The 23,555-nt window shown below is 72.2% G+C and carries 22 protein-coding genes; 8 read left to right on the forward strand and 14 right to left on the reverse strand.

Features of this window, described 5'->3' with window-relative positions; translation table 11 throughout:
* Positions 1 to 46: 46 nt before the first annotated feature.
* The 9 genes from ACFW5B_RS00150 to pdhA form a co-directional block, all read right to left on the reverse strand.
* The gene (locus ACFW5B_RS00150) at positions 47 to 610 is read right to left on the reverse strand and encodes a bacterial proteasome activator family protein (RefSeq protein ID WP_386430878.1); all 564 of its coding nucleotides are present in this window, start codon (positions 608 to 610) and stop codon (positions 47 to 49) included.
* Between the two features lie 140 nt (positions 611 to 750).
* Positions 751 to 1,641, reverse strand: a complete 891-nt coding sequence (locus tag ACFW5B_RS00155) for a hypothetical protein (protein WP_386430880.1) — start codon at positions 1,639 to 1,641, stop codon at positions 751 to 753.
* Positions 1,642 to 1,793: 152 nt separating this feature from the next.
* A complete protein-coding gene (locus ACFW5B_RS00160; protein ID WP_386430882.1) occupies positions 1,794 to 2,771 on the reverse strand; it encodes an NAD(P)H-quinone oxidoreductase in 978 nt (325 codons plus the stop codon).
* A 94-nt stretch (positions 2,772 to 2,865) separates the two neighbouring features.
* Positions 2,866 to 4,005 carry a potassium channel family protein gene (locus ACFW5B_RS00165; RefSeq protein WP_386430884.1) on the reverse strand — a complete coding sequence of 380 codons (1,140 nt, stop codon included), beginning with the start codon at positions 4,003 to 4,005 and terminating at the stop codon, positions 2,866 to 2,868.
* Positions 4,002 to 5,666 (reverse strand): molybdopterin molybdotransferase MoeA, encoded by a 1,665-nt coding sequence (locus tag ACFW5B_RS00170; RefSeq protein ID WP_386430886.1) that lies wholly within the window; start codon positions 5,664 to 5,666, stop codon positions 4,002 to 4,004. Before ACFW5B_RS00170 ends, ACFW5B_RS00165 begins: the two co-directional genes overlap by 4 nt.
* Positions 5,663 to 6,583, reverse strand: coding sequence for a DUF6457 domain-containing protein (locus tag ACFW5B_RS00175; RefSeq protein ID WP_386430888.1), 921 nt, complete (start codon positions 6,581 to 6,583; stop codon positions 5,663 to 5,665). Before ACFW5B_RS00175 ends, ACFW5B_RS00170 begins: the two co-directional genes overlap by 4 nt.
* Positions 6,584 to 6,757: 174 nt before the next feature.
* Positions 6,758 to 8,341: a dihydrolipoamide acetyltransferase family protein gene (locus tag ACFW5B_RS00180; protein WP_386430890.1), complete on the reverse strand. Its 1,584-nt coding sequence runs from the start codon at positions 8,339 to 8,341 to the stop codon at positions 6,758 to 6,760.
* Complete coding sequence (locus tag ACFW5B_RS00185; protein ID WP_386430892.1) at positions 8,341 to 9,375, reverse strand: alpha-ketoacid dehydrogenase subunit beta; 1,035 nt, start codon at positions 9,373 to 9,375, stop codon at positions 8,341 to 8,343. The genes ACFW5B_RS00180 and ACFW5B_RS00185 overlap by 1 nt, the downstream gene beginning before the upstream one ends.
* Positions 9,372 to 10,565, reverse strand: a complete 1,194-nt coding sequence (gene pdhA, locus ACFW5B_RS00190) for a pyruvate dehydrogenase (acetyl-transferring) E1 component subunit alpha (protein WP_386430894.1) — start codon at positions 10,563 to 10,565, stop codon at positions 9,372 to 9,374. Before pdhA ends, ACFW5B_RS00185 begins: the two co-directional genes overlap by 4 nt.
* A 225-nt stretch (positions 10,566 to 10,790) precedes the next feature.
* On the opposite strand from pdhA, the gene ACFW5B_RS00195 reads away from it, so the two are divergent.
* Positions 10,791 to 11,330, forward strand: coding sequence for an Lrp/AsnC family transcriptional regulator (locus tag ACFW5B_RS00195; protein WP_386430896.1), 540 nt, complete (start codon positions 10,791 to 10,793; stop codon positions 11,328 to 11,330).
* Positions 11,331 to 11,427: 97 nt separating this feature from the next.
* On the opposite strand, the gene ACFW5B_RS00200 is transcribed toward ACFW5B_RS00195, so the two are convergent.
* On the reverse strand, positions 11,428 to 12,018 hold the full coding sequence (locus ACFW5B_RS00200) for a TetR/AcrR family transcriptional regulator (protein WP_386430898.1): 591 nt from the start codon (positions 12,016 to 12,018) through the stop codon (positions 11,428 to 11,430).
* 2 nt (positions 12,019 to 12,020) lie between these two features.
* Positions 12,021 to 13,541 carry a 3-hydroxyacyl-CoA dehydrogenase gene (locus ACFW5B_RS00205; RefSeq protein WP_386430900.1) on the reverse strand — a complete coding sequence of 507 codons (1,521 nt, stop codon included), beginning with the start codon at positions 13,539 to 13,541 and terminating at the stop codon, positions 12,021 to 12,023.
* Positions 13,542 to 13,688: 147 nt separating this feature from the next.
* On the opposite strand from ACFW5B_RS00205, the gene paaN reads away from it, so the two are divergent.
* Positions 13,689 to 15,371 (forward strand): phenylacetic acid degradation protein PaaN, encoded by a 1,683-nt coding sequence (gene paaN / locus ACFW5B_RS00210; protein ID WP_386430902.1) that lies wholly within the window; start codon positions 13,689 to 13,691, stop codon positions 15,369 to 15,371.
* 66 nt (positions 15,372 to 15,437) lie between these two features.
* Here the strand turns inward: paaN and ACFW5B_RS00215 are convergent, their stop codons facing one another.
* From ACFW5B_RS00215 to ACFW5B_RS00225, 3 genes are read right to left on the reverse strand one after another with little or no spacing between them, the layout of a single operon-like run.
* Complete coding sequence (locus ACFW5B_RS00215) at positions 15,438 to 16,112, reverse strand: TrmH family RNA methyltransferase (protein WP_386430904.1); 675 nt, start codon at positions 16,110 to 16,112, stop codon at positions 15,438 to 15,440.
* Positions 16,109 to 17,497 (reverse strand): HTTM domain-containing protein, encoded by a 1,389-nt coding sequence (locus tag ACFW5B_RS00220; protein WP_386430906.1) that lies wholly within the window; start codon positions 17,495 to 17,497, stop codon positions 16,109 to 16,111. The genes ACFW5B_RS00215 and ACFW5B_RS00220 overlap by 4 nt, the downstream gene beginning before the upstream one ends.
* Positions 17,494 to 18,165 carry a DUF5819 family protein gene (locus tag ACFW5B_RS00225; RefSeq protein WP_386430908.1) on the reverse strand — a complete coding sequence of 224 codons (672 nt, stop codon included), beginning with the start codon at positions 18,163 to 18,165 and terminating at the stop codon, positions 17,494 to 17,496. The genes ACFW5B_RS00220 and ACFW5B_RS00225 overlap by 4 nt, the downstream gene beginning before the upstream one ends.
* A 168-nt stretch (positions 18,166 to 18,333) precedes the next feature.
* Here ACFW5B_RS00225 and paaA point away from each other — a divergent pair, with 168 nt between their 5' ends.
* The 6 genes from paaA (at position 18,334) to ACFW5B_RS00255 (ending at position 23,385) form a co-directional block, all read left to right on the forward strand.
* The gene (gene paaA / locus ACFW5B_RS00230; protein WP_386430910.1) at positions 18,334 to 19,284 is read left to right on the forward strand and encodes a 1,2-phenylacetyl-CoA epoxidase subunit PaaA; all 951 of its coding nucleotides are present in this window, start codon (positions 18,334 to 18,336) and stop codon (positions 19,282 to 19,284) included.
* The gene (gene paaB / locus ACFW5B_RS00235) at positions 19,281 to 19,604 is read left to right on the forward strand and encodes a 1,2-phenylacetyl-CoA epoxidase subunit PaaB (RefSeq protein WP_386430912.1); all 324 of its coding nucleotides are present in this window, start codon (positions 19,281 to 19,283) and stop codon (positions 19,602 to 19,604) included. The genes paaA and paaB overlap by 4 nt, the downstream gene beginning before the upstream one ends.
* Entirely contained in the window at positions 19,604 to 20,320 is a 717-nt protein-coding gene (gene paaC / locus ACFW5B_RS00240) for a 1,2-phenylacetyl-CoA epoxidase subunit PaaC (protein ID WP_386430914.1), read from the forward strand. Before paaB ends, paaC begins: the two co-directional genes overlap by 1 nt.
* Positions 20,314 to 20,811: a 1,2-phenylacetyl-CoA epoxidase subunit PaaD gene (paaD, locus tag ACFW5B_RS00245; protein ID WP_386430916.1), complete on the forward strand. Its 498-nt coding sequence runs from the start codon at positions 20,314 to 20,316 to the stop codon at positions 20,809 to 20,811. Before paaC ends, paaD begins: the two co-directional genes overlap by 7 nt.
* The gene (locus ACFW5B_RS00250) at positions 20,811 to 21,854 is read left to right on the forward strand and encodes a 2Fe-2S iron-sulfur cluster-binding protein (protein WP_386430918.1); all 1,044 of its coding nucleotides are present in this window, start codon (positions 20,811 to 20,813) and stop codon (positions 21,852 to 21,854) included. The genes paaD and ACFW5B_RS00250 overlap by 1 nt, the downstream gene beginning before the upstream one ends.
* 397 nt (positions 21,855 to 22,251) lie before the next feature.
* Complete coding sequence (locus ACFW5B_RS00255; protein ID WP_386430920.1) at positions 22,252 to 23,385, forward strand: acyl-CoA dehydrogenase family protein; 1,134 nt, start codon at positions 22,252 to 22,254, stop codon at positions 23,383 to 23,385.
* Positions 23,386 to 23,555: the final 170 nt, after the last annotated feature.

Raw genomic sequence — 23,555 nt, forward strand, 5'->3', positions numbered from 1 at the left:
TGCCGGCCCCTCTGCTTGCCGCGGGTCGCTGGAGAACAAGCCCGGGTCAGAGGTACGGGCCCGAGCGGGCGCCGCCGTGACCGGGTGCGCCCTCGTCGCCGTCCATCGGAACGGCACCGGGCGGCAGCGCACGACGCATCGATTCCAGCTGGGCACGGGCCGCCATCTGCTGGGCGAACAGCGCGGTCTGGATGCCGTGGAAGAGGCCCTCCAGCCAGCCGACCAGCTGGGCCTGGGCGATCCGCAACTCCGCATCCGTCGGCACCGATTCATCGGTGAACGGCAGCGACAGGCGCTCCAGCTCCTCGACCAGCTCGGGCGCCAGACCGTCCTCCAGCTCCTTGACCGAGCTGGAGTGGATCTCCTTGAGGCGGACCCGGCTCGCCTCGTCCAGAGGCGCGGCCTTCACCTCCTCCAGCAGCTGCTTGATCATGCTGCCGATGCGCATGACCTTGGCAGGCTGTTCGACCATGTCCGTCAAGGGGGTCTCCCGGGACTCTTCGCCGTCTTCCCCGCCGCCGGAGGCGCCGCCGCCGAGCGCCATGCCGTCCGGGCCGACCACCAGGACGTGCGGATTCTCCTGCGACCGTTCGTTCATCGGCATATCCATGCCGCCATTCTCTCGTACCTGGGCTCCAGACAAGTGGTGCCCCTGGGAGAAGGTGATCCACCATGCCGCGCGGATCCGGCGATCGCTGTTTCACGTGAAACAGCGGATTCTCGCCGTTTCACGTGAAACCGTCGAAATCATCAGCCCCGGCGCAACCGCAGGGCGAAGAAGGCCAGCCCCAGACCGGTGAGAGCCAGCCCGGCGCCCATCGGGAGAACCCGCTCGACCGGTGCACCGGGCGTCTCCATGGCGTACGGGGCCGCCGAGGCGTCGTCCACGCCCCCCGGTGCGGAGGGAGCCGTCTCCGGAGCGGACGTCGGGAGGGGCGGCAACGCCTCGTAGGGGCGCCGGGTGAACCGGTCCGCGACGTCGTGGCGATGCGAGGTGGAAGGTCGTGACGAGGGAGCCGCCGGCCCATGGGACGCCGACAACGAAGGCTTGCGGTGCTTCTTCTTCGGGGCACGCCGGCCGCTCCGCGAGTGCGCGCGGTCGGAGTCGGACGAGCCCACCGAGGCGGCGGGCCGGTGCCTGCCGTGCCTCGGGAACTCGGCGCTCCCCCCGTCGGCGTACGGGGGGCCGGGCGGGGAGAAGCCGGGCCCGAACGGGTGATGCCGGTGGTGGTGCCGGTACCCGTACCCGCGGAACCCGAAGTGGTGATGCGACGGCCGGTGCGGGAAGCCCGGCAGGGCGTACGGCGGCAGGCCAGGGAAGTGGTCCGGCAGCTCCGGGAGGCGCGCCGGGGCTCCCGGGTGGCCGGGGTGTCCGGTGCGCGCCCGGCCCTTGGACCCCTCGGGCGGCTGCGGTCCGGCCGCGAAGTCGTCGGCCCCGTACCCGTCGAGACCGAAGCCGTCGGCGTCACCGGGGACGTCATCGGGCCGGTCGCCGGGACGGGCGAGCTGCGGGGGACGGTCGACCGGTGTGGCCCGCCGGTCCGCTGCCACCGCGGAGGTGGCCCCTATCGGAACGGGCAGCACGACCGCAGCCACCAACAGACCGGTGGCGATGCGCGAACGGAGTCCTGGAGCGACCACAGTGCCCCTCCCGTGCCGAGCCGTCGAGTGACCTGACCAGCGTCACATGTGACTAGATTCACGGCATCTTGGACATGTCGGCCGGGTTACCGGGCGCAGACGCGGGAGAGGCGGCGCGGACGACGCGGGTCGCGGGAGGGGCGGGTGTCGGTTCAGACGGTCAGCAGGACCTTGCCGACATGCGCGCTCGCGTCCACGACCCGGTGCGCCTCGGCGGCGTCCGCCATCGGGAGCAGGCGGTCCACGATCGGCCGGACCTGACCGTTGGCGATCAGCGGCCACACGTGCTCGCGTACCGCGGCGACGATGGCCGCCTTCTCGTTCAGCGGGCGGGCGCGCAGCCCGGCGCCGGTGATCGCGGCGCGCTTGGCCATCAGGGCGGCGAGGTTCAGCTCCGCCTTCACCCCGCCCTGGAGCCCGATGATCGCCAGCCGTCCGCTGACCGCCAGCGCCTTGACGTTCCGCTGCAGGTACTTGGCGCCGATGATGTCGAGGATGACATCCGCGCCCTTGCCGTCGGTGGCCTTGCGGATCTCCTGGACGAAGTCCTGCTCGCGGTAGTCGATGAGGATGTCCGCCCCCAGCTCGGCACAGCGGGCCAGCTTCTCGGGGCCGCCCGCGGTCACCGCGACCCGGGCGCCGACGGCCTTGGCAAGCTGGATCGCCATCGTGCCGATGCCGCTGGCACCGCCGTGCACCAGCAGCGTCTCGCCCGGCCGCAGGTGCGCGATCATGAAGACGTTCGACCAGACCGTGCAGGTCACCTCGGGCAGCGCGGCGGCCGTGATCAGGTCCAGGCCGGCCGGCACCGGCAGCAGCTGTCCGGCCGGCACGGCGACCTTCTCCGCGTATCCGCCGCCGGCCAGCAGCGCACACACCTCGTCACCGACGGCCCAGCCGTGCACACCGGGGCCGAGCGCGCTGATCCGCCCCGCGCACTCCAGACCCGGATAGAGGGAGGAGCCGGGCGGCGGATCGTAGAAGCCCTGGCGCTGGAGCAGGTCCGCGCGGTTCACGGCGCTGGCCGCGACCTCGATCAGGACCTCGCCCTCGGCGGGCTGCGGATCGGGGACGTCCGCCCAGACAAGTGCTTCGGGGCCACCGGGCTCCGGGATAGTGATCGCTCGCATGGGCGCGAGGCTACTCGCCGTCCGCGTACGGGGCGAAGGTGTGGGGGCCGGTGGCTGTCGCCGGAGCGGCCATCAGCCCCCGCACCACGTGCGGTTATTCATCCGCCCGGCGCATCGGGGCGACACCGGTACCGGGGAGGGTCGGCTTGCCCGACGGCTTGCCGGAGGGGTCCGCAGCCTCCGCCGCGGACGCCCGCACGATGGTGATCAGACGGTCCGTGCTCTGCAGCGGACTGGCCTCCGGATCGTCGTAGCCGAGGAGCCGGTGGCCGCGCAGCACGGACACGACCAGGTCGTCGGTCTCCCGTACGGACTTGCCGACCTCCGCCTTCACCACCGTGCGTTCGACCAGGTCGAGGCCGCTGCCCTGCTGGATCAGGTCCTCCATGACGGTGCCTGCGCTGGGACTGTGGACGGAGAGCCCGAGCAGCCGGCCGGCCGCACTGGCCGAGGTGATCACGGCGTCGGCGCCGGACTGCCGCAGCAGCGGAGCGTTCTCCTCCTCCCGCACCGCCGCGACGATGTTCGCCCGCTTGTTGAGCTGACGGGCGGTCAACGAGACCAGCACGGCGGTGTCATCGCGCTGTGTGGCGATCACGACCTGGTGGGCGCGCTGCACCTCGGCCCGGAGGAGCACGTCGCTGCGGGTGGCATCCCCGACCACGCCCGCGAACCCGTCGGCCACCGCCGCGTCGATCACCTTGGTGCTGGGATCGACGATGACGATGCGGTCGCGGTGCAGCCCCGTCGCACACAGAGTCTGGGCGGCGGACCGGCCCTTCGTCCCGAAGCCGACGATGACGGTGTGGTCGCGCAAGGCGTTTCTCCAGCGTTTCAGTTGCCACTGCTCACGGGTGCGCTCGGTCAGCACCTCCAGTGTGGTGCCGACCAGGATGATCAGGAAGAGCACCCGGAGCGGCGTGATGAGCAGGATGTTCAGCAACCGCGCGCTGTCGCCGTACGGGACGATGTCGCCGTATCCCGTGGTCGAGAGCGTGACGGTCGCGTAGTAGAAGCAGTCGAGCAGGTCGACCTTGCCGTTGGCGTTGTCGTGGTACTCGTCGCGGTCCATCCAGACGATGAGGACCGTCGCGAGCAGCACCAGCAGCGCCATCAGCAGCCGGCGGGCCACCTGCCGCAGCGGCGGCTTGGGGGCGCGGCGGGGCAGCAGCACCCGGTGCGAGCGGTCCTCGGGTACCTCACGTGCCGCGGCGTCCTGGGACGGGAGCTTCACGCGCGGCCTCCGGTGGCCTCAGTGGGGTCGTCCCCGGGGGCCGACCCGGGCGTCCAGCCCGCCGACCACCCCGCCGACCAGGGGAGTTCCAGGATTTCGAGCTCGGTGCCGCGCCGCGCGCCTCCGGGCGGGACGACGGCCAGCGCGTCGGCGGCGGCGATCCCGCGCAGCATGGCCGGGCCGTGGAAGCGCAGCGGCACCACTGTCAGGCCGTGCCGCAGGTCGTCGCGGTAGGCCACCGGAACGAGCCGGGTGTCCTGCGGATGCCCGTGGACCGCGGCGGCCAGCGGGGTGCGGTACGGCTCGGCGGGACGGCGTCCGGCGAGCGTACGGAGCAGCGGTTCGGCGAGGGTGAGCAGACCGGAGACGGCGGCGAGGGGGTTGCCCGGCAGGCCGACGAGATGCCGGCCCGGGGCCAGGCGGGCCAGCAGCATGGGGTGCCCGGGGCGTACCGCCACCCCGTCCACCAGCACCTCCGCGTCGAGCCGGCGCAGCGTGGGGTGCACATGGTCGACCGGGCCCGATGCGGTGCCGCCCGTCGTGATCACCACGTCGGCGGTGGAGTCCGCGAGGGCGGCGTACAACGCGTCGGCATCGTCGGCGAGATGGCGCGGTGCCGCCGCCTCGACACCCAGCGCATGCAGCCAGGGGGCGAGCATCGGGCCGAGGGCGTCACGGATCCGGCCCTCCCGCGGCAGCCCGCGGTCCAGCAGCTCATCGCCCAGGACGAAGACTTCGGCGCGCGGCCGGCGGTAGGCGGTCAGCTCGTCGTAACCGGCCGCGGCGGCCAGGCCGAGGACGGCGGGGGTCACCAGGGCGCCCGCGGGCAGCAGTTGGTCGCCGTGGCGGCACTCCTGGCCCCGCGGGCGGATGTCCTGGCCGGGCGGCGCGGGCCGCGGCGCGTACAGCCGGCGGCCGCCGTCGCTCAGCGTCCGGACCTCGCCGTGCTCGCTGCGCAGTACGGCGGTGGCACCGGACGGGACGCGTGCGCCGGTGGCGATCGGGATCGCATGGCCGTCGAGGAGGCCTTCGGTGACGTCGTGACCGGCGAGGATGCCGGACCGGGGGCCCGCCCGGCCCGGCTCGGCGGCGTCGGCGGGCGGGTCCAGGAGCCAGGGGCCGGGGCCGGAGACCGCCCAGCCGTCCATCGCCGAGGTGTCGAACGACGGCAGGTCGGTGAGCGCGGTCAGGGGCGCCGCGAGGGTACGGCCGAGCGCCTCGCCGAGCGCGGAGGTCTCGGCGGCGGGCGGGCCGGGGACGGCGCGCTCGGCGAGTTCGCGGGCGCGGTGCCAGGGGACGGCGGCCGGGGCGGGGCGCGGCCCGGGGCCGGTGGGCGGCGCGGGGTCCGCCGGGCCGGAGGGGCCGGAGGGGCCGGAGGGGCCGGAGCGGCTCCGGGCGGCGGCCGGGTCGTCAGGGGCGAAAGGGTCGTCCGGTGTGTAGGGGACGTCGCCGCCGTCGCGCGCGGCGGAGGTGGCCGCCGCGGCTCCTCCGGCGGCGTAGGGCACGGTGACGGTCGTGGACTCGGGCCCGGAACCGGGCCGTCCGCGCCTCGGCGCCGTGCCGTTGGCCAGCGCGAGCGCGTCGTCGAAGGGGTCGCCGCCGGGTTCGCCCCAGGTCGAGCCCGCCATGCCGGGCTCCCCGCCCCATTCCCCGTGGGTCATTCCGCGGGCTTCGCTTCGGCACCCGTGGCGCGGCCGGCGCCGGGCGCGCGCTCGGACTCGGCCGCCCAGCGCTTGGCCAGCGCAGCGGTCCGGTCGGCCAGTTCCTGCACGTCACGGCCCTGGCGGCCCGCCGCGTAACCGATCAGAAAGGTCGTCAGCGGCGCGGCGGGGCGGGTCACGCCATGGGCCGCGTCCCGCGCGAGGTCGAGAAGCGCCGCCGTGTCGACATCGAGCTCGATGTCCAATTCGGCCTTGACTGCGGTGATCCATTCATCCAACACGTTCCCATGCTCCCTGATGCGGGCGCGTGCTGCGCTGATGTCTTCCCAGGTGTCGCAGTCGAAGGAGGCCGTGGCGCCGGGGTCCGGGACCCGTTCGAGCAGCAACTCGGCCGACAGCGTCCGCAGCGGGAGTCCGGCCAGGCCGCCGTGCGCGGACCGGATCCGCGCCAGGGCACGGCGCAGCGGCCCGGTCCGGTAGGCGGCCACGAGCGGCTGGTCCCGCCCCGAGGCGTCCCGGAGCATCGCCCCGTCGCGGGGCGCGGGGCTGCCGTCCGGTCCGACAGCGCCCGCCGTGCGCGTCGCCGCCGCCAGGAGGCTCCGTACGGTGCCTGCCGTCAAAAACGGGAGATCGGCGGAGAGGACGAGCACCGTCGGTGCGGTGGTGTGCCGCAGGCCGGCGTCCAGTGCGGCGAGCGGGCCGCCGCCGGGCGGGTCCTCGAGGGCGTGCACGACGGGGCGGGTGGTCGGGCGGACGGGGCCGACGACGACCGTGGTCGCCGCGTCGGGGCAGGCGGCGAGCACGCGGTCCAGCAGCGGGCGGCCGCCGACGGACACGGCGGGTTTGTCCGCCCCGCCGAGCCGCCGGGCCGCACCGCCGGCCAGCACCACGGTGTCGTGGTCGGTGAGGTCGTTCACCCCCTGAGTATCGCCGGGGGCGGCTGGTTCACACCGCTGCCGGAGGGGCGGCAGCTGTCAGCTCGCCCACAACGGGGGTCGGCGGGGCTTCCGGGCCGCCCGCACCGGCGGTGCGGCCGGGCTCCGGTATCGCCCCGGTCACCGGAGTCACGGCCGCCACCGGGCGCACAACCGTCACAGCGTGCGGAGCAACAGCGCGGGCTGCTCCACACAGTCGGCGACGAACCGGAGGAAGCCGCCGGCGGTGCCGCCGTCGCACACCCGGTGATCGAAGGTCAGCGAGAGCTGGACGACCTGCCGGACGGCCAACTCGCCCTCGTGGACCCAGGGTTTGGCGGCTATCCGGCCGACGCCGAGCATCGCCGCCTCGGGGTGGTTGATGATCGGCGTGGAGCCGTCGACGCCGAAGACGCCGTAGTTGTTGAGGGTGAACGTGCCATGCGTCAGCTCGGCCAGGGAGAGCCCGCCGGCCCTGGCGGTCCCGGTGAGCCGGGCGATCTCGGCGGACAGGTCCTCGACCGTACGGGCATGGGCGTCCCGTACGACCGGCACCACCAGGCCGCGGTCGGTCTGCGCCGCGAAGCCCAGATGGACGGCGGGCAGCCGGACGATCTCCTGGGCCTCGGTGTCGACGGTGGAGTTGAGCGCCGGGAACCGCGCGAGCGCGGCCGTACAGATCCGGGCCAGCAGGGCGAGCAGTGACACCTTGGGGGCGTCCGGCACATTCATCGCCTTACGGGCGGCGAGGAGCTCGGTGGCATCGGCCTCCACCCAGCAGGTCGCCTCGGGGATCTCCCGGCGGCTGCGGCTGAACTTCTCGGCCGCCGCGCCGAGCATCCCCTTCAGCGGGATTCGCTCCTCACCCGCCGTGCCGGCTCCGCCGGTCGCGGTCCCGGCGGCCTCGATCCGCGCCCCCGCCGCCCCGGCACCGGTCGGGCCGCCGGCCGCGACCGGGGTGACCGCCGCCGTTTCCCGTTCCCGCAGCTCCCGGATCGCGCACTCGACGTCCGTACGGAGGATCAGTCCGTCCCGCCCGGAGCCCGTCAACTCCCGCAGATCCAGGCCGTGCTCCCGCGCCATCCGCCGCACCAGCGGGGAAATGACGGCCACCGTACGGCTGCTGTCGGCCACCTCGCGGGTGCCGGCCGGACCGGCCGTGCCGGTGGGAGCCGCCGCGCCCATGGCCGTCCCCCCGGTGGCAACCGCCTGTGAGACACCGGGCGCACCCTTGTCCGCGGCGGTCCCGGCCGAGCCGTCCGTTGCCCGGCCGGACGGCCCCGGCGCTCCTGTCCCGGGCCCCGCTCCGGTCCCCGGCCGGATGCGGCGCCGCCGCGCCGCCGCCGCGCTCGTGCCGTAGCCGACCAGCACGTTCCCGGATCCGGAATCTGCCGTACCGCCCGCGGACGCCCCGGGGGCCGGACCCGCAGCCGGCACACCCGCCTCGGGCGCACCGCCATCCACCCCGGCGCCGGGCCCCGCCCCGGGAGCGGCCCCCGCCAGGTCATCCGGTACGGCCCCCACTGCGACCGTCACCAGCGGTGCCCCCACCGGCACCTCGGCCCCCTCCTCCCCGAAGCGGGCGGTCACCACGCCCCCGTACGGGCACGGCACCTCCACCATCGCCTTGGCGGTCTCGACCTCCACCACCGGCTGGTCGACGGCGACCACTTCGCCGACCTCGACCAGCCATTGCACGATCGTCGCCTCGGTGAGGCCCTCGCCCAGGTCGGGCAGGGTGAACTCGCGGACCACGGCCATCACTCACCACGTCCCTCGGTCCAGTCCGACTCCCACTGGAGACGGGCGACAGTGTCCAGAATCCGGTCCACGCCCGGAAGGTGGTGCCGCTCCAGCATCGGCGGCGGATACGGGATGTCGAAGCCTGCAACGCGCAGCACCGGCGCTTCCAGGTGGTGGAAGCAGCGCTCGGTGATCCGTGCGGCGATCTCCCCTCCGGGACCGCCGAACCCGTTCGACTCGTGGACCACCACGGCCCGCCCGGTCCGCCGCACCGAGGCGCAGACCGTCTCGTCGTCGAACGGCATCAGGGAGCGCAGATCGACCACTTCCAGGTCCCAGCCCTCGGCGCGGGCGGCCTCGGCGGCCTCCATACAGACCGGGAGCGACGGGCCGTAGGTGATCAGCGTGGCGCTGCTGCCCCTGCGCCGGATCTCGGCGCGGCCCAGGGGGGCGACCTCGGTGGGGGCCTCGGGCGACCAGTCGGCCTTGGACCAGTACAGCCGCTTGGGCTCGAGGAAGACCACCGGGTCGTCGGAGGCGATCGCGGCACGCAGCAGCCCGTAGGCGTCCTCGACGGTCGCCGGGGTGACGACCTGGAGTCCCGGGGTGGCGAGGTAATACGCCTCGGAGGAGTCACTGTGGTGCTCGACGCCGCCGATCCCACCGCCGTACGGGACGCGGATGGTCAGCGGCATCGTCAGCGCGCCGCGGGTGCGGTTGCGCATCCGGGCGACGTGGCTTACCAACTGCTCGAACGCCGGGTAGGCGAACGCGTCGAACTGCATCTCAACGACCGGCCGCAGCCCGTACATCGCCATACCGACGGCGGTGCCCAGGATGCCGGCCTCGGCGAGCGCGGTGTCGGTGCAGCGGTCCTCGCCGAATTCCTTGGCGAGGCCGTCGGTGACCCGGAAGACGCCGCCCAGGGCGCCGACGTCCTCGCCCATGACATGTACGGACGGGTCATCGGCCATGGCGTCGCGCAGCGCGCGGGTCAGCGCCTGCGCCATCGTGGCGGGCTTGCGCGAGGTCGCCGGAGCGGTGGTCGTCATGGCCTGGCCTCCTCGGCGGACCCGTCGGCGCCCGCTGCGTCCTCGGTGTGTCCGGCGGCCTCGGCGTCCAGCTCGGCACGCAGCTGTGCGGCCTGTGCACGGAGTTGGCCGGTCTGCTCGGCGAATACATGGGTGAACAGGTCCATCGGGTCCAGCTCCGGGTCGGCGTTCATCCGCTCCCTGAGGTCGGCCGCCAGGTCCTCGGCCCCGTCCCGGGTGGTGGCGACGAAGTCGTCGGTCAGCAGGTCGCGGGCGGCCAGCTCACGCTCCAGGAGGGCTATCGGGTCGTGTGCCTTCCAGGTCTCGACCTCGGCATCGCTGCGGTAGCGGGTGGCATCGTCGGCATTGGTGTGCGCCTCGATGCGGTAGGTGACGGCCTCGATCAGGGTGGGGCCGCCGCCCCTGCGGGCCCGCTCCACGGCCTCGGTGAGCACCTCGTGCATCGCGGGGGCGTCGTTGCCGTCAACGAGGCGGCCCGGCATGCCGTATCCGACCGCCTTGTGGGCGAGGGACGGCGCGGCGGTCTGCTTGGCGAGCGGCACCGAGATCGCGAAGCCGTTGTTCTGGACGAGGAAGACGACCGGGGCCTGCCAGATCGCCGCGAAGTTCAGCGCCTCGTGGAAGTCGCCCTCGCTCGTGCCGCCGTCGCCGACCATGGCCAGCGCGACCACCTCGTCGCCCTTGAGGCGCGCGGCGTGCGCCAGGCCCACAGCATGCGGGAGCTGGGTGGCGAGCGGGGTGCACAGCGGGGCGATGCGGTGTTCATGGGGGTCGTAGCCGGTGTGCCAGTCGCCGCGCAGCAGGGTCAGGGCCTGGACGGGGTCGAGGCCGCGGGCCACGGCGGCGAGGGTGTCGCGGTAGCTGGGGAAGAGCCAGTCCCGGTCCTCCAGGGCCAGCGCCGCGGCGACCTCACAGGCCTCCTGGCCGGTGGAGGACGGGTAGACCGCCAGGCGTCCCTGCCGGGTCAGGGCCGTGGCCTGGGCGTTGTACCGGCGGCCGCGGACCAGCTGGGTGTACAGCCGGGTCAGCAGTCCGGAGTCGAGCCGGGCGGCGGCGTCCGTGCCCAGGAGGCGGTACGGCTCCGCGTCGGGCAGGAGGGGCGCGGGGTCGACGCGCGGATGCCAGGCGGGCGGCGGACCGGCCAGGCTGCTTGTGTTCCTGCTGCTGCCGGGCTGCTCTAGGACCGTCATGTCGAGCACCTCCTCGGATCGAAGGGGGTGGCGCGATGCGCCGCATGTGGGGTGGTGGGGGGCGGCGGATGGGCAGGATGGAATCGGCCAGGGCGGGTACGCCCTGCCCTACCGATTGTTCGGTCGCTGATGCATTTTGGCTACAGGCGGGCTCAGCCTGTGGACAAACGGTTCTCCACAGCTTGAGATGAAGCCAGGGCGTCCACAAAGGGGAGGCGGGACCACATGCCGGACGAACAGATGGCCAATTCCGGCGGGCAACCGGCGACGTCAGCCGGCCCGCCACCGGCGGCCCCCGCCCCGCCCGCGCCGGCCGCGCGCCCGCTGGACACCATCGACCGCTCGATCCTGCGCATGCTGCAGACCGACGGCAGGGCGTCGATACGCTCCGTGGCCGAGCGGGTCCATGTCTCGCGCGCCAATGCCTACGCCCGGATCAACCGGCTGATCGACGATGGGGTGATCCGCGGCTTCAGCGCCCTGATCGACCAGGAACGGGCAGGTCAGGGCGCCTCCGCCTACATCACGCTGAAGATCGTGCAGAACTCCTGGCGGACCGTGCGCAAGCAGCTCACGGCACTCCCGGGGGCCACCCACATCGCCCTGGTCAGCGGCGACTTCGATGTGCTGCTGCTGGTCCACACGAAGGACAACCGCGAGCTGCGCGAGCTGGTCCTCACCCGTATCCAGTCGATACCGGAGGTCCTCAGCACCCGCACCCTGCTGGTCTTCGAGGAGACCGATCTCGGCCCCGAAGACGGATGACCGGCTCCGGCCTCACCACTGCACTGCCTCTCACCGGGCACGGGCGCCCCGGCGCCTGCCGGGCTCACGCCTGGCCGCCCTCGGGGCCGGGGGCCGCTCAGGGCTTGCGCAGTCCCGCGAATGCCGTCCGCACCACGGCCTCGGCGACCTCGTCACGGCTGACCGCGCCGCCCCGACCCGGCCGGTACCACTCCACAATCGAGTTGATCATGCCGAAGAGCAGCCTCGTGGCCAGCCGGATGTCCACGTCGTCCCGCAGGTCGCCGTCCGCGGCGGCCTGCTTGAGCAGGTCGGACACCTCGTGGTCGAACTCCCGGCGGCGCTCCATGGCCCACCGCTCGGTGTCCGTGTTTCCGCGGACCCGCAACAGCAGCGTCACATAGGGGAGTTCGTCCATCAGCACCTCGGCCACCCGCCGGGTGACGTGCTCCAGGCGCTCGATCGCCCGCCCCTGGACGGCGGCCGGCTCCTCCAGCACGCCGAACAGGCCGTCCAGGGCCCGGCTTATGGCCCGGCGCAGCAGCTCTTCCTTGCTGCGCACATGGTGGTAGATCGAGGACTTCGAGATACCGGCTGCCTTGGAGAGGTGCTCCATGGACGTGCCGTCGTAGCCGCGCTCGTTGAACACCTCGACGGCGACCGCGAGCAGCGAATCGGGCGTATAGGTGTCGCGCTTGGCCATGGTCATGATTAGAGCACCAATTCCTCGAGGTCTGCACGGCGCCGCAGCGCCCGGGACGGTCCATAGCGTCCCCCGCCGTACTGGTGGTGCAGCGCATCCAGCAGATCCCGCACCCAACGGGCGCCGAGCCGCTCGGCCCATTCCATGGGACCGCCGGGGTAGTTCACGCCCAGCCGCATCGCCGTGTCGATGTCCTCGGGAGTGGCCACCTCGCGGGCCGCGGCGTCCACGGCGAAGTCGATGATCATGGAGATGGTCCGGGCGACGATCATTCCCGGGGCGTCCTCGATCACGCTGACCTGCTTGCCCAGCGCCTGGAACAGCCCGACGGCCTCCGCGAGGTCCGCCTCGGAGACCGCCGCCGAGGCCGCCAGCGCGATCCGGGTCGCGGCGCGGTAGTCCAGGGAGAGGTCGAAGCGGATGTCCTTCTCATGGCCGGCGGCCGTGGCCGGAGAGCCGTTGGTGAGCGCCAGACAGGCCCCACCGGGAAGACGGATGAAGCCCTCCGGCGCCCCCGGGGTGCGGTCGCGGGTGACCTTGATCCCCGCCTCCTCGATGAGCTCGCCCAGCACCGCCGCGGGTCCGGGCAGCTGCGCGTGCAGGCCGACGGAACCAGGCGCCGGGCAGGGCTCCGCGGTCCGCGGTTCCGGCCGGCGGGCGCCCTCGGAGTAGTCGAACCATCCGCGCCCCGCCTTACGGCCGTGCAGCCCGGACTCGACCAGCCTGCGCTGCGCCAGGGAGGGGGTGAACTTCGGGTCCTGGAAGAAGGCCTGCCACACGGAATGGGTGACCGCCTCGTTCACGTCCTGCCCGATGAGGTCGGTCAGCTCGAAGGGCCCCATCTTGAATCCGGTGCCGTCGCGTAGCACCGCATCGATGGTGGCGGGGTCGGCGACCCGCTCCTCGTAGGCCCGCAGGGCCTCGGCGTAGAAGGGACGGGCGATGCGGTTGACGATGAAGCCGGGGGTGTCGGCGCAGCGCACCGGCCGTTTCCCCCAGGCCGCGGCGGTGTCGCAAGCGGTGGTGGCGGCCGCCTCGTCGGTGGCGAAGCCGCTGATCACCTCGACCAGGGGGAGCAGCGGCGCGGGGTTGAAGAAGTGCAGGCCCACGCAGCGGCCCGGGTGACGCAGCCGGCCCGCGACCGCGGTCACCGACAGCGAGGAGGTGTTGGTGGCCAGCAGGCAGTCCGCCGCCACGATGTCCTCCAGGGCGGCGAACAGCTCCTGCTTGGCGGGAAGTTGCTCCAGGATCGCCTCGATGACGACGGCGGCGTCGGCCAGCTCCGCGAGGGCGGTGGCGGGGGAGAGGCGCGCGCGGGCGGCGTCCCGCTCGTCCGCCGAGATCCGGCCCTTTTCGACGAGCCGGCCGAGCCGCCCCGCGATCGCCTCGGCGGCCTGCCCGGCGCGCCCGGGTGCGGTGTCATAGAGGCGTACGCGATGGCCCGCGACCAGCGCGACCTGCGCGATTCCCTGTCCCATGGTGCCGGTACCCACCACTGCCACGGTGCTGCTGGTCCCGATCTCCGTCATGCCAGCTGATCCTCCCCGACCGACTTTTCCACAGGCTCGCCGGGCCCTCTCGCCCCGACCGATCGTTCGGTTACTCTAACTCCGTTGCCTTGTCCGCTCCCAGCCCTTATCCACTCTCCGCCCGGCTCGACGAGGAGTTGGTCATCGATGGCCGCCGAAATGACCGCAGCGCAGTTGATCGAGAAGCACCGCCCGACCCTCGACCAGGCACTGGAGGCGATCCGCACCCGCGCCTACTGGTCCCCGCACCCCGAGCACCCCAAGGCGTACGGCGAGACCGCCGCAGCCGACGGGCAGGCCGCTTTCGAGGCGCTGCGCGGCAAGCGGTTCGAGCTGGACCAGCCCGGCACTGACGACTGGACCGGCGAGGAAGTTTCGCCGTACGGACCGGAGTTGGGCATCAGCTATCCGCACCCGGACGTGGACGCGCTGCTGCCGGCCATGCGCGCCGCGCTTCCCGTCTGGCGGGACGCCGGCCCCGAGACCCGGGCGGCGGTGTGCCTGGAGATCCTGGCCCGGATCAGTGCGCGCACCCATGAGTTCGCCCAGGCCGTGATGCACACCAGCGGCCAGGCCTTCATGATGGCGTTCCAGGCGGGCGGGCCCCATGCCCAGGACCGCGGCATGGAGGCGGTGACATACGCCTACGCCGAGCAGGTCCGCACGCCGGAGCAGGCGCCGTGGTCCAAGCCGCAGGGCAAGCGTGACCCGCTCGAGCTGGCCAAGAGCTTCACGGCCGTGCCGCGCGGTGTCGCCCTGCTGATCGGCTGCAACACCTTCCCGACGTGGAACGGCTATCCCGGCCTGTTCGCCTCCCTGGCGACCGGCAACCCGGTGCTGGTCAAGCCGCATCCGCGCGCCGTGCTGCCGCTGGCGCTGACCGTCAAGGTGGCCCGTGAGGTGCTCACCGAGGCCGGTTTCCCCGCCGACCTGGTGTGCCTGGCCGTGGACAGGCCGGGCGAGGGTCTGGCCAAGACGCTGGCCGTCCGTCCCGAGGTCCGCATCATCGACTACACCGGCTCGACCGCCTTCGGCGACTGGCTGGAGACGCACGCCCGGCAGGCGCAGGTCTTCACGGAGAAGGCCGGAGTCAACACCGTCGTCATCGAATCCACCGACGACTACAAGGGCATGCTCAGCAACCTCGCGTTCTCGCTGTCGCTCTACAGCGGCCAGATGTGCACCACCCCGCAGAATCTGCTGATCCCGCGCGACGGCATCACCACGGACGCCGGACCGAAGTCGTACGACGAGGTGGTCACCGATCTCGCGGGCGCGGTGAGCGGCCTGTTGGGCGATGACGCGCGGGCCAACGCCCTGCTGGGCGCCATCGTCAATCCGCAGGTCAAGGAGCGGATCGCCGCGGCGGCCGGGCTCGGCGAGGTGGCGCTGGCCTCGCGTGAGGTGGCCAACCCCGAGTTCCCCGGGGCGACGGTCCGCACGCCGGTGATCGTCAAGCTGGACGCCGCCAAGCCGGACGACGAGGCGGCCTACATGTCGGAGTGCTTCGGCCCGGTGTCCTTCGCGGTGGCCGTCGATTCCGCGGCCGACGCGGTGGATCTGCTGCGGCGCACGGTCCGCGACCAGGGCGCCATGACGGTCGGCGCGTACACCACCTCGCCCGAGGTCGAGCAGCTGGTGGAAGCGGCCTGCCTGGAGGAGTGCGCCCAGCTGTCGCTGAATCTGACCGGCGGGGTCTATGTGAACCAGACCGCGGCGTTCTCGGACTTCCACGGCTCGGGCGGCAACCCGGCGGCCAATGCGGTGCTGTGCGACGGAGCCTTCGTGGCGAACCGCTTCCGGACGGTGGAGGTACGCCGCCCGGCGTGACCGGTGCGGGCCGGGCCCGGGAGCCGTTCCCGGGCCCCGTCGGCCACCGTCGGAGCCCGGGGCCCGTCAGAGGGCGCCCGGCGCCTCGATGTGCGCATGGCGGCCGATCCAGGCATGCATCGCGATGGCGGCCGCGGCCCCCGCGTTGATCGAACGGGTCGAGCCGAACTGCGCGATCGAGCAGACCAGCGAGGCGTGCCGGCGCGCTTCCTCGGTCAGCCCCGGCCCCTCCTGGCCGAACAGCAGCACACAGCGGCGCGGCAGCGCGGTCGTCTCCAGCGGTACGGAGCCGGGGAGATTGTCGATCCCGATGATCGGCAGCTCCTCGGCCGCAGCCCAGGCGGTGAGCTCCGCGCTGTCCGGGTGGTGGCGGATGTGCTGGTAGCGGTCGGTCACCATCGCGCCGCGCCGGTTCCAGCGGCGCTGCCCGACGATATGGATCTCCTTGGCCAGGAACGCATTCGCGGTCCGGACGACCGAGCCGATGTTGAAGTCGTGGCCCCAGTTCTCGACGGCCACATGGAAGTCATGGCGGCGGGTGTCGAGGTCCGCGACGATCGCCTCGCGCGTCCAGTAGCGGTACTGGTCGACGACATTGCGGCGGTCGCCGTGGGCGAGCAGCTCGGGGTCGAACCGCTCGTCCTGCGGCCAGGGCTCCGGGTGCGGTCCGACGCCGATCTGCGGCCCGTACCCCTCGTCGTACTGGAGGGGCTCGGCGGGGGCGGTGTTCTCGCTGCTCACCCCACGAGCGTATGGCCACCGCCGCTGTGGTCCGTACGGGCATCCGGCTCTCCGCCGTCGGCTCCGCCGGCCGTACGGGCCGGTCCACCGCGCGGGAACAGCCGTCCGCGCAGGCCGGAGAGGCGGGCGGCGAGCCAGGTCAGGAAGTTCGTCGGCAGGAAGACCGCGTCCGCAGTGATCATCGCGAGCGAGAAGAACGGCAGCCCCAGCAGGAACGCGATCGAGAGGTGCTCACAGATCATCACGACCAGCAGCACATTCTTCAGCCGCCGGTTGGCGAGCGTGAACGGGAACGCGACCTGGACGATCACGGTGCCGTAGGTGATCAGCATGATCATCACGCCGTTGCTGCCCAGCAGCTCGGACAGCGACGGCCAGGGGGAGAAGTAGTCCAGGTGCATCGGGAAGTAGACCGCGGTGCCGTCCTGCCAGCGACTGCCCTGGATCTTGTACCAGCCGGCGGTGGCGTAGATCAGGCAGACCTCGACCATGATCACCAGCAGCGCACCGTTGTGGGCGAGCTTGGTGAGGGTGTCCAGGACGATCCGCGGCTCGCCGGGCGCGTACCGCTGCACCGCCCACCACAGACCGTGCGCCGCCCACAGCCCCCAGAGCACCGGGCTCCAGCCGATGTGCGGGAACGGGCCGTTCTCGATCCAGTCGAGGCCGTAGTTGCCGCCGAGCTGGGCGACGGCCAGGGCGAGGCCGAGCACGGCCCACAGGATGACGCCGGGCAGATCACGGGAGCCGCCGGGCGCGCCGCCGGCGGCATCCGCGGCCCGCTTCGCGCGTCGCGCGTCCAGCGACCAGACCTGCCCGCACCGGGTCAGCACGAGATACATCGACATCAGGTGGATGACGTTGTCGCCGCCGTCCCCTATGAAGACGCTGCGGTTCTGCAGCGAGATCACGCCGATCATGAAGAGCACCGACATGGTGCGGGTGCGCCAGCCGAGCATCAGCAGCGCGCCGGCCACGATGGCCAACAGGTAGACGCACTCGAACCAGCCGCGGCCGTCGGACCAGGGCAGCACCGAGAAGGCGTGGTTGCCGTCCAGCAGCCGGCGCGCCATGTCCAGACTCCAGGGGCTGTCGGGCCCGTAGAGCACCGCGCGGTGCGGCCATTCGCGCAGCAGGAACAGCAGCCAGGTCGCCGAGAAGCCGATCCGGATCACGGCGGTCTGGTACGGGGCCAGCGCCCGCTCCGTGGCGTACCGGAAGCCGCGGCCGATGACGCGCTCGATACGGGTCTCTTCGTACGGGGCGGACTCCTGGGGACCCTGGGGCACCTGCGTTTGCCGGGGCACGTCGGTCGGGTCCGTGGGGTGCGCGGGCTGCTGTGCGCCGGGTGTCTGCTGAGGCTGCCGGGGCGTCGGTGAAGTCACTGGTTCTTCGCCCCCTCGGGCAGGTCGGCTGCGGTGACCTGCCACCAGGGCAGCACGCGGAACACGGGCTTGACGCTGATCTTCTCGGAGCTCCACGGCGGCGGGCGGACCGCCGTCGTCTGCGAGCGGACCTGAATCCGCTCGACCCGGGCACCGCCCCGGGTCCACTCGCCGTCCATCCGGAGCATCACGAGCCGCCGGAGGTAGCGCTCGGACAGCTCACCACGCAGGCCGACCGGGCGGTTCTGCGCGTTGTGCGTGTTGAGGAAGAGCTCCCACCCACGGCGCAGCTGGTTCTGCTGGGTGTGGCTGGGCACCGGGTTGTGGCGGATGGCCTGGCCGTCGCGGGCGGTCAGATCGGTCCAGCCGGTGGTCCGCTGGGCGCCGTCCTCGGTGCGCAGCTGTGCGCGGACCTGGACCGCGCTGTTCTGCTGGAGCGGGTTGGGTGCGAACAGCTTCCAGTTCTGCTCGTACTCGGGATAGACATAGTCGCTGATCAGGGCGCCCTGCTGCTTGCTGAGCGTGTTCGACGGCGCCACGTGCAGGAACATCATGGCGAGATGGATCGCGACGATCACCGCGATGGCACAGGCGGCCACTCCTATGACGATCCGTGAGGGCAGCGAGAGCGCGGCCAGTGGCCGCGATTCGTCCCCGTATGACTGCATTCCCGCCCCGTTCCCAGAATCCAAGGTCTGACTCCGCTCCGGAACCGTACCTACGCGGCACCACCGGGCACACCTTCCCCGGGTTATCCACAGGCTTGACACCCGAGGTCCGCCCACTCACCATTGAACCGAACGATCGGTCGGTCGGGAGCAGCGAGGGGGCACCACATGACGACGATCGCGCCGGAAGAGACGGCCCGAGAGGCCGCATTCGACGCCACCGTGGCCGCGGAAGAGCGCATCGAGCCGCGGGACTGGATGCCGGACGCCTACCGCTCGACACTCGTGCGGCAGATAGCGCAGCACGCCCACTCCGAGATCATCGGCATGCAGCCGGAGGCCAACTGGATCACCCGGGCGCCGTCCCTGCGCCGCAAGGCGATCCTGATGGCGAAGGTGCAGGACGAGGCCGGCCACGGCCTGTATCTCTACAGCGCCGCCGAGACCCTCGGCACCGGCCGCGACGAACTGCTCGACAAGCTGCACTCCGGCCGCCAGAAGTACTCCTCGATCTTCAACTACCCGACCCTGACCTGGGCGGACGTCGGAGCCATCGGCTGGCTCGTGGACGGCGCCGCGATCACCAACCAAGTCCCGCTGTGCCGGTGTTCGTACGGCCCCTACGCCCGCGCCATGGTCCGCATCTGCAAGGAGGAGTCCTTCCACCAGCGCCAGGGCTACGAACTCCTGCTGACCCTCAGCCGCGGCACCGAAGCACAGCACGCCATGGCGCAGGACGCGGTGAACCGCTGGTGGTGGCCGTCCCTGATGATGTTCGGCCCGCCGGACGACGAGTCGTCGCACTCCGCGCAGTCCATGGCCTGGAAGATCAAGCGGCACTCCAATGACGAACTGCGCCAGCGCTTCGTGGACATCTGCGTCCCGCAGGCGGAGAGCCTCGGGCTGACGCTCCCCGACCCGGACCTGACGTGGAACGACGAGCGCGGCCACTGGGACTTCGGCCCGATCGACTGGGCCGAGTTCCGCGAGGTCCTCAAGGGCAACGGCCCCTGCAACGAACAACGCATCAACCGCCGGCGACAGGCCCATGAGGACGGCGCCTGGGTGCGCGAGGCAGCCGCCGCCCACGCGGCCAAGCACGGGAAGGCCACCCGATGACGACACCACGCCCCACCGAAGCCGCCACCGCCCAGGTGCCCACCGACTGGCCCCTGTGGGAGGTCTTCGTCCGCAGCCGCCGCGGTCTCTCACACACCCACGCCGGCAGCCTGCACGCACCGGACGCCGAGATGGCGCTGCGCAACGCCCGCGACCTCTACACCCGCCGCTCGGAAGGCGTCTCCATCTGGGTGGTGCCCTCGGCGCAGGTCACCGCCTCCTCACCGGACGAGAAGGACGCCTTCTTCGAGCCGGCCGGCGACAAGCCCTACCGCCACCCGACCTTCTACGAGATCCCGGACGGGGTGCATCACCTTTGATGAACATCACCGCCACCCCGGCCCTTCCGCTCGGGGACGACGCCCTGATCCTCTCCCACCGTCTGGGCGAGTGGGCCGGCCACGCCCCCGTCCTGGAGGAGGAGGTCGCCCTGGCCAATATCGCGCTGGACCTGCTCGGCCAGGCCCGGGTGCTGCTCTCCCTGGCCGGTGACGAGGACGAGCTGGCCTATCTGCGCGAGGAGCGGCAGTTCCGCAATCTCCAGCTCGTGGAACAGCCCAACGGCGACTTCGCCCACACCATCGCCCGCCAGCTCTACTTCTCCACCTACCAGGAGCTGCTGTTCGACCATCTCGCCGCGGCCGAAAGCGAGTTGGCGCCGCTGGCCGGGAAGGCCGTCAAGGAGGTCGCCTACCACCGTGACCACGCCCACCAGTGGACACTGCGTCTGGGCGACGGCACGGACGAGAGCCACGCCCGTATGCAGCGCGCCCTGGACGCCCTGTGGCGCTTCACCGGCGAACTCTTCGAACCGGTGGAAGGACTGGAAGCGGTGCCCTGGTCGGCGCTGCACGACACCTGGACCATCCGCATCACCGCCACCCTGGAGCAGGCCACCCTCACCGTCCCCGAGGGCCCGGGGCACGGCGCCTGGCGGGCCGGCGCGGGCCGCCAAGGCCTGCACACCGAATCGTTCGGACGGCTGGTCGCCGAGATGCAGCACCTCCACCGCAGCCACCCGGGGGCGTCATGGTGACCACCACCGCCCTCGAAGAGGAACTGCTGGCGCTGGCCGGCTCCGTTCCCGACCCCGAGCTGCCCGTGCTCACCCTCGCCGAGCTCGGCGTACTCCGCGGGGTCCAGCTCATGTCCCCCGGCCGGGTCGAAGTACTGCTCACCCCGACGTACACCGGCTGCCCCGCGATAGAGGCGATGACCACCGACATCGAGCGGGTGCTGCACGACCACGGCATACCCGAGGTCGAGGTCCGTACAGTCCTGAGCCCGCCGTGGACCACGGACGCGATCACCGCCGAGGGCCGCCGCAAGCTCGCCGAATTCGGGATCGCCCCGCCACGCCCCACGGGGCCGGCCGGCGGACCGGTCGCCGTCGACCTCACCATCCGCTGTCCCCACTGCGGATCGACCGACACCACCCTGCTGAGCCGCTTCTCCTCCACGGCATGCAAGGCACTGCGCCGCTGTGAGTCCTGCCGCGAACCCTTCGACCACTTCAAGGAGTTGTGATGTTCCACCCGCTCCAGGTCCGGGAGATCGAGCGGCTCACGGACGACGCGGTGGCCGTCACCTTCGAGGTCCCGCCCGAGCTGCACACGACCTTCCGGCACACACCCGGGCAGCACATCGCGCTGCGCAGAACGGTCGACGGCCAGGAGATCCGCCGTACGTACTCCATCTGCACCCCGGCCACCGACCGGCCCGTACTGCGTGTGGGCATCCGGCTGGTCGAGGACGGCGCGTTCTCCACATATGCCCTCAAGGAACTGGCGGTCGGCGACACGGTGGAGGTCATGGCCCCGGCCGGCCGGTTCACCCTCGAACCGCGCCCCGGCCACTTCGTCGGAATCGTCGGCGGCAGCGGCATCACCCCCGTGCTGTCCATCGCCGCCACCCTGCTCGCCCAGCAGCCGGACGCCCGCTTCTGTCTCATCCGCAGTGACCGGACGGCGGCGTCCACGATGTTCCTGGAGGAGGTGGCCGACCTCAAGGACCGCTATCCGCAGCGCTTCCAGCTCATCCACACCCTCTCCCGCGAGGAACAACAGGCCGGCCTGCCGTCCGGCCGCCTGGACGAGGCCCGCCTCCGCTTCCTGCTGCCCGCGCTACTGAAGACCGACTCCGTTGACGGCTGGTATCTCTGCGGCCCGTACGGCCTGGTCCAGGGCGCCGAACGCGCCCTGCGCGCCCTCGATGTGCCCCGCACTCACATCCACGAAGAGATCTTCCACGTCGACAACGGTGCCCCCACCGCCCCCATACCCGCCACCCCCGCGCACAGCACCGTGACCGCCACCCTCGACGGCCGCTCCGGCAGCTGGCCCGTCCACGACGGCGAGCCGCTGCTCGAAGCGGTCCTGCGCAACCGCGCGGACGCCCCGTACGCCTGCAAGGGCGGCGTCTGCGGCACCTGCCGCGCGTTCCTGGTCTCGGGCGAGGTCCGCATGGACCGCAACTTCGCCCTGGAATCCGATGAGGTCGACGCGGGTTACGTCCTGGCCTGCCAGTCGCATCCGGTCACGGAGAATGTCGAGCTGGACTTCGACCGGTGAGACCGCCCCGAGCGGTCCGGGTTCACGGGCCGGGCGCGCGGATGCCACACCGGCCGCCGCCCGGCCGCCCCACCAGGGCAGCGTCCCAGCCCCGGGCGGCACCGTACGGAGCCTTCCTGCCGCGACCGGCCTGAACTCCGGGAGGCTTCGGCTTCGTTGCGGCAGGCTGACCGGAACCGGACCGGCACCGACGCCGACACCGCACGGCCGCCGACACGGCGGCAGGCTCCGACGCCGAGGCCGGTCGGAGTGCCCGAACGCCCCTCCCACTCACTCACCGATCGCTCCGGACCCGTCCCGCTTCCCCAGTTCCCTCGCTTCCACCATTCCCAATTCCTGCAACCTGTTCTATTTTGACGCTCCGTCAGTTAGTGGTGCCGCGTGGAAGGACAGAGCTGTGGACTTCACCTTCACCGAGGAGCAGCAGGCCGCCGTCGAAGCGGCGCAGGCCGTCTTCTCGGCGGTCGCTCCGGACCGCGTGCCCAGCCCAGCGCTCACCCCCGGCGCGGTTGCCGACGACTTCGACCGCGCGCTGTGGTCCACGCTCGCCGAAACCGACCTGCTGAGCCTGCCGATCGCGCCCGAGCACGGCGGCGCGGGCCTGGACCCGATCGCGCTCTGCCTCGTACTCCGCGAGTCGGCCAAGGTGCTGGCACGGATACCGCTGCTGGAGTCCGGAGCGGCCGCCCTCACCATCCAGCGCTATGCGGCCGACGCGCTCAAGACGGAGGTGCTGCCCCTGATCGGCGCCGGGGACCTCGTCGTGACCGTCGCCGCCCACGGCCGCACCGGGCACGAGCCGGCCCACCTCGCCGTGGAAGCCCACCAGGAAGACGCGGACTGGATCCTCAACGGCGTCCAGACCGCTGTCCCCTGGGCCCGGACCGCGGACCGGATCCTGCTCCCCGCCCACACTCCCGAAGGCCACGCCGTACTCGCCCTCGTCCCCCGCACCCACCCGGGCCTCACGCTCGACGACCAGATGTCCACCAACGGAGAGCCGTACGCCGAGGTCCGGCTGGATTCCGTACGCATCAGCACCCGGGAAGCGATCACCGATCCCGCGGCCTGGGAGTCGCTCAGCAACGTCCTGACCATCGGAACCTGCGCACTCGCCCTGGGGCTCGGCACGCGCGTACTGGCCATGACCAGCGACTACACCAGCAAGCGCGAACAGTTCGGGTTCCCGGTGGCCACCTTCCAGGCCGTCGCCTGCCAGGCCGCCGATCGCTTCATCGACCTGCGCGCCATGGAGGCCACGCTCTGGCAGGCCGCCTGGCGCATCACCACGGAAGCAGCCGGCCCGCTACCGGCCGCGGGTGATGTCGCGGTGGCCAAGATCTGGGCCTCGGAGGGCGTGCGCCGCGTCGTCCAGACCGCCCAGCATCTGCACGGCGGATTCGGCGCCGACACCGACTACCCACTGCACCGCTACCACGCCTGGGCCAAACAGCTCGAACTCTCCCTCGGCCCTGCCGCCGCCCATGAGGAGTCCCTCGGCGAGCTGCTGGCTACACATCCGCTGGGCTGAACCGGGAGCGGGGACTGGAGCGGGTGCCGGGGAGCGGCACGGGCTGGGCGGGGGCGGGTGGCCCCGTACGGCAGCGGGCTCCGGGCTCGGGCACGGGCACGGTCCACCGCTCATCCCCGTGATCGGGCGGCGGTGCCGACTACGACTTCTGCGTCCCGGACGATCATCGA

The organism is Streptomyces sp. NPDC058773, assembly GCF_042746015.1.
Classification (GTDB): domain Bacteria; phylum Actinomycetota; class Actinomycetes; order Streptomycetales; family Streptomycetaceae; genus Streptomyces.

Excerpts from the sequence above, each read along its gene's own strand:
- ACFW5B_RS00185 (WP_386430892.1), bottom strand. The coding sequence starts at position 9,375 with ATGACGACCACCGCTCCGGCGACCTCGCGCAAGCCCGCCACGATGGCG.
- ACFW5B_RS00170 (WP_386430886.1), bottom strand. The coding sequence starts at position 5,666 with ATGACCCACGGGGAATGGGGCGGGGAGCCCGGCATGGCGGGCTCGACC.
- paaN (WP_386430902.1), top strand. The coding sequence starts at position 13,689 with ATGGCCGCCGAAATGACCGCAGCGCAGTTGATCGAGAAGCACCGCCCG.
- ACFW5B_RS00180 (WP_386430890.1), bottom strand. The coding sequence starts at position 8,341 with ATGGCCGTGGTCCGCGAGTTCACCCTGCCCGACCTGGGCGAGGGCCTC.
- paaA (WP_386430910.1), top strand. The coding sequence starts at position 18,334 with ATGACGACGATCGCGCCGGAAGAGACGGCCCGAGAGGCCGCATTCGAC.
- paaC (WP_386430914.1), top strand. The coding sequence starts at position 19,604 with ATGAACATCACCGCCACCCCGGCCCTTCCGCTCGGGGACGACGCCCTG.
- paaD (WP_386430916.1), top strand. The coding sequence starts at position 20,314 with ATGGTGACCACCACCGCCCTCGAAGAGGAACTGCTGGCGCTGGCCGGC.
- ACFW5B_RS00200 (WP_386430898.1), bottom strand. The coding sequence starts at position 12,018 with ATGACCATGGCCAAGCGCGACACCTATACGCCCGATTCGCTGCTCGCG.
- pdhA (WP_386430894.1), bottom strand. The coding sequence starts at position 10,565 with ATGACGGTCCTAGAGCAGCCCGGCAGCAGCAGGAACACAAGCAGCCTG.
- ACFW5B_RS00160 (WP_386430882.1), bottom strand. The coding sequence starts at position 2,771 with ATGCGAGCGATCACTATCCCGGAGCCCGGTGGCCCCGAAGCACTTGTC.
- paaB (WP_386430912.1), top strand. The coding sequence starts at position 19,281 with ATGACGACACCACGCCCCACCGAAGCCGCCACCGCCCAGGTGCCCACC.
- ACFW5B_RS00205 (WP_386430900.1), bottom strand. The coding sequence starts at position 13,541 with ATGACGGAGATCGGGACCAGCAGCACCGTGGCAGTGGTGGGTACCGGC.
- ACFW5B_RS00250 (WP_386430918.1), top strand. The coding sequence starts at position 20,811 with ATGTTCCACCCGCTCCAGGTCCGGGAGATCGAGCGGCTCACGGACGAC.
- ACFW5B_RS00225 (WP_386430908.1), bottom strand. The coding sequence starts at position 18,165 with ATGCAGTCATACGGGGACGAATCGCGGCCACTGGCCGCGCTCTCGCTG.
- ACFW5B_RS00195 (WP_386430896.1), top strand. The coding sequence starts at position 10,791 with ATGCCGGACGAACAGATGGCCAATTCCGGCGGGCAACCGGCGACGTCA.
- ACFW5B_RS00150 (WP_386430878.1), bottom strand. The coding sequence starts at position 610 with ATGGATATGCCGATGAACGAACGGTCGCAGGAGAATCCGCACGTCCTG.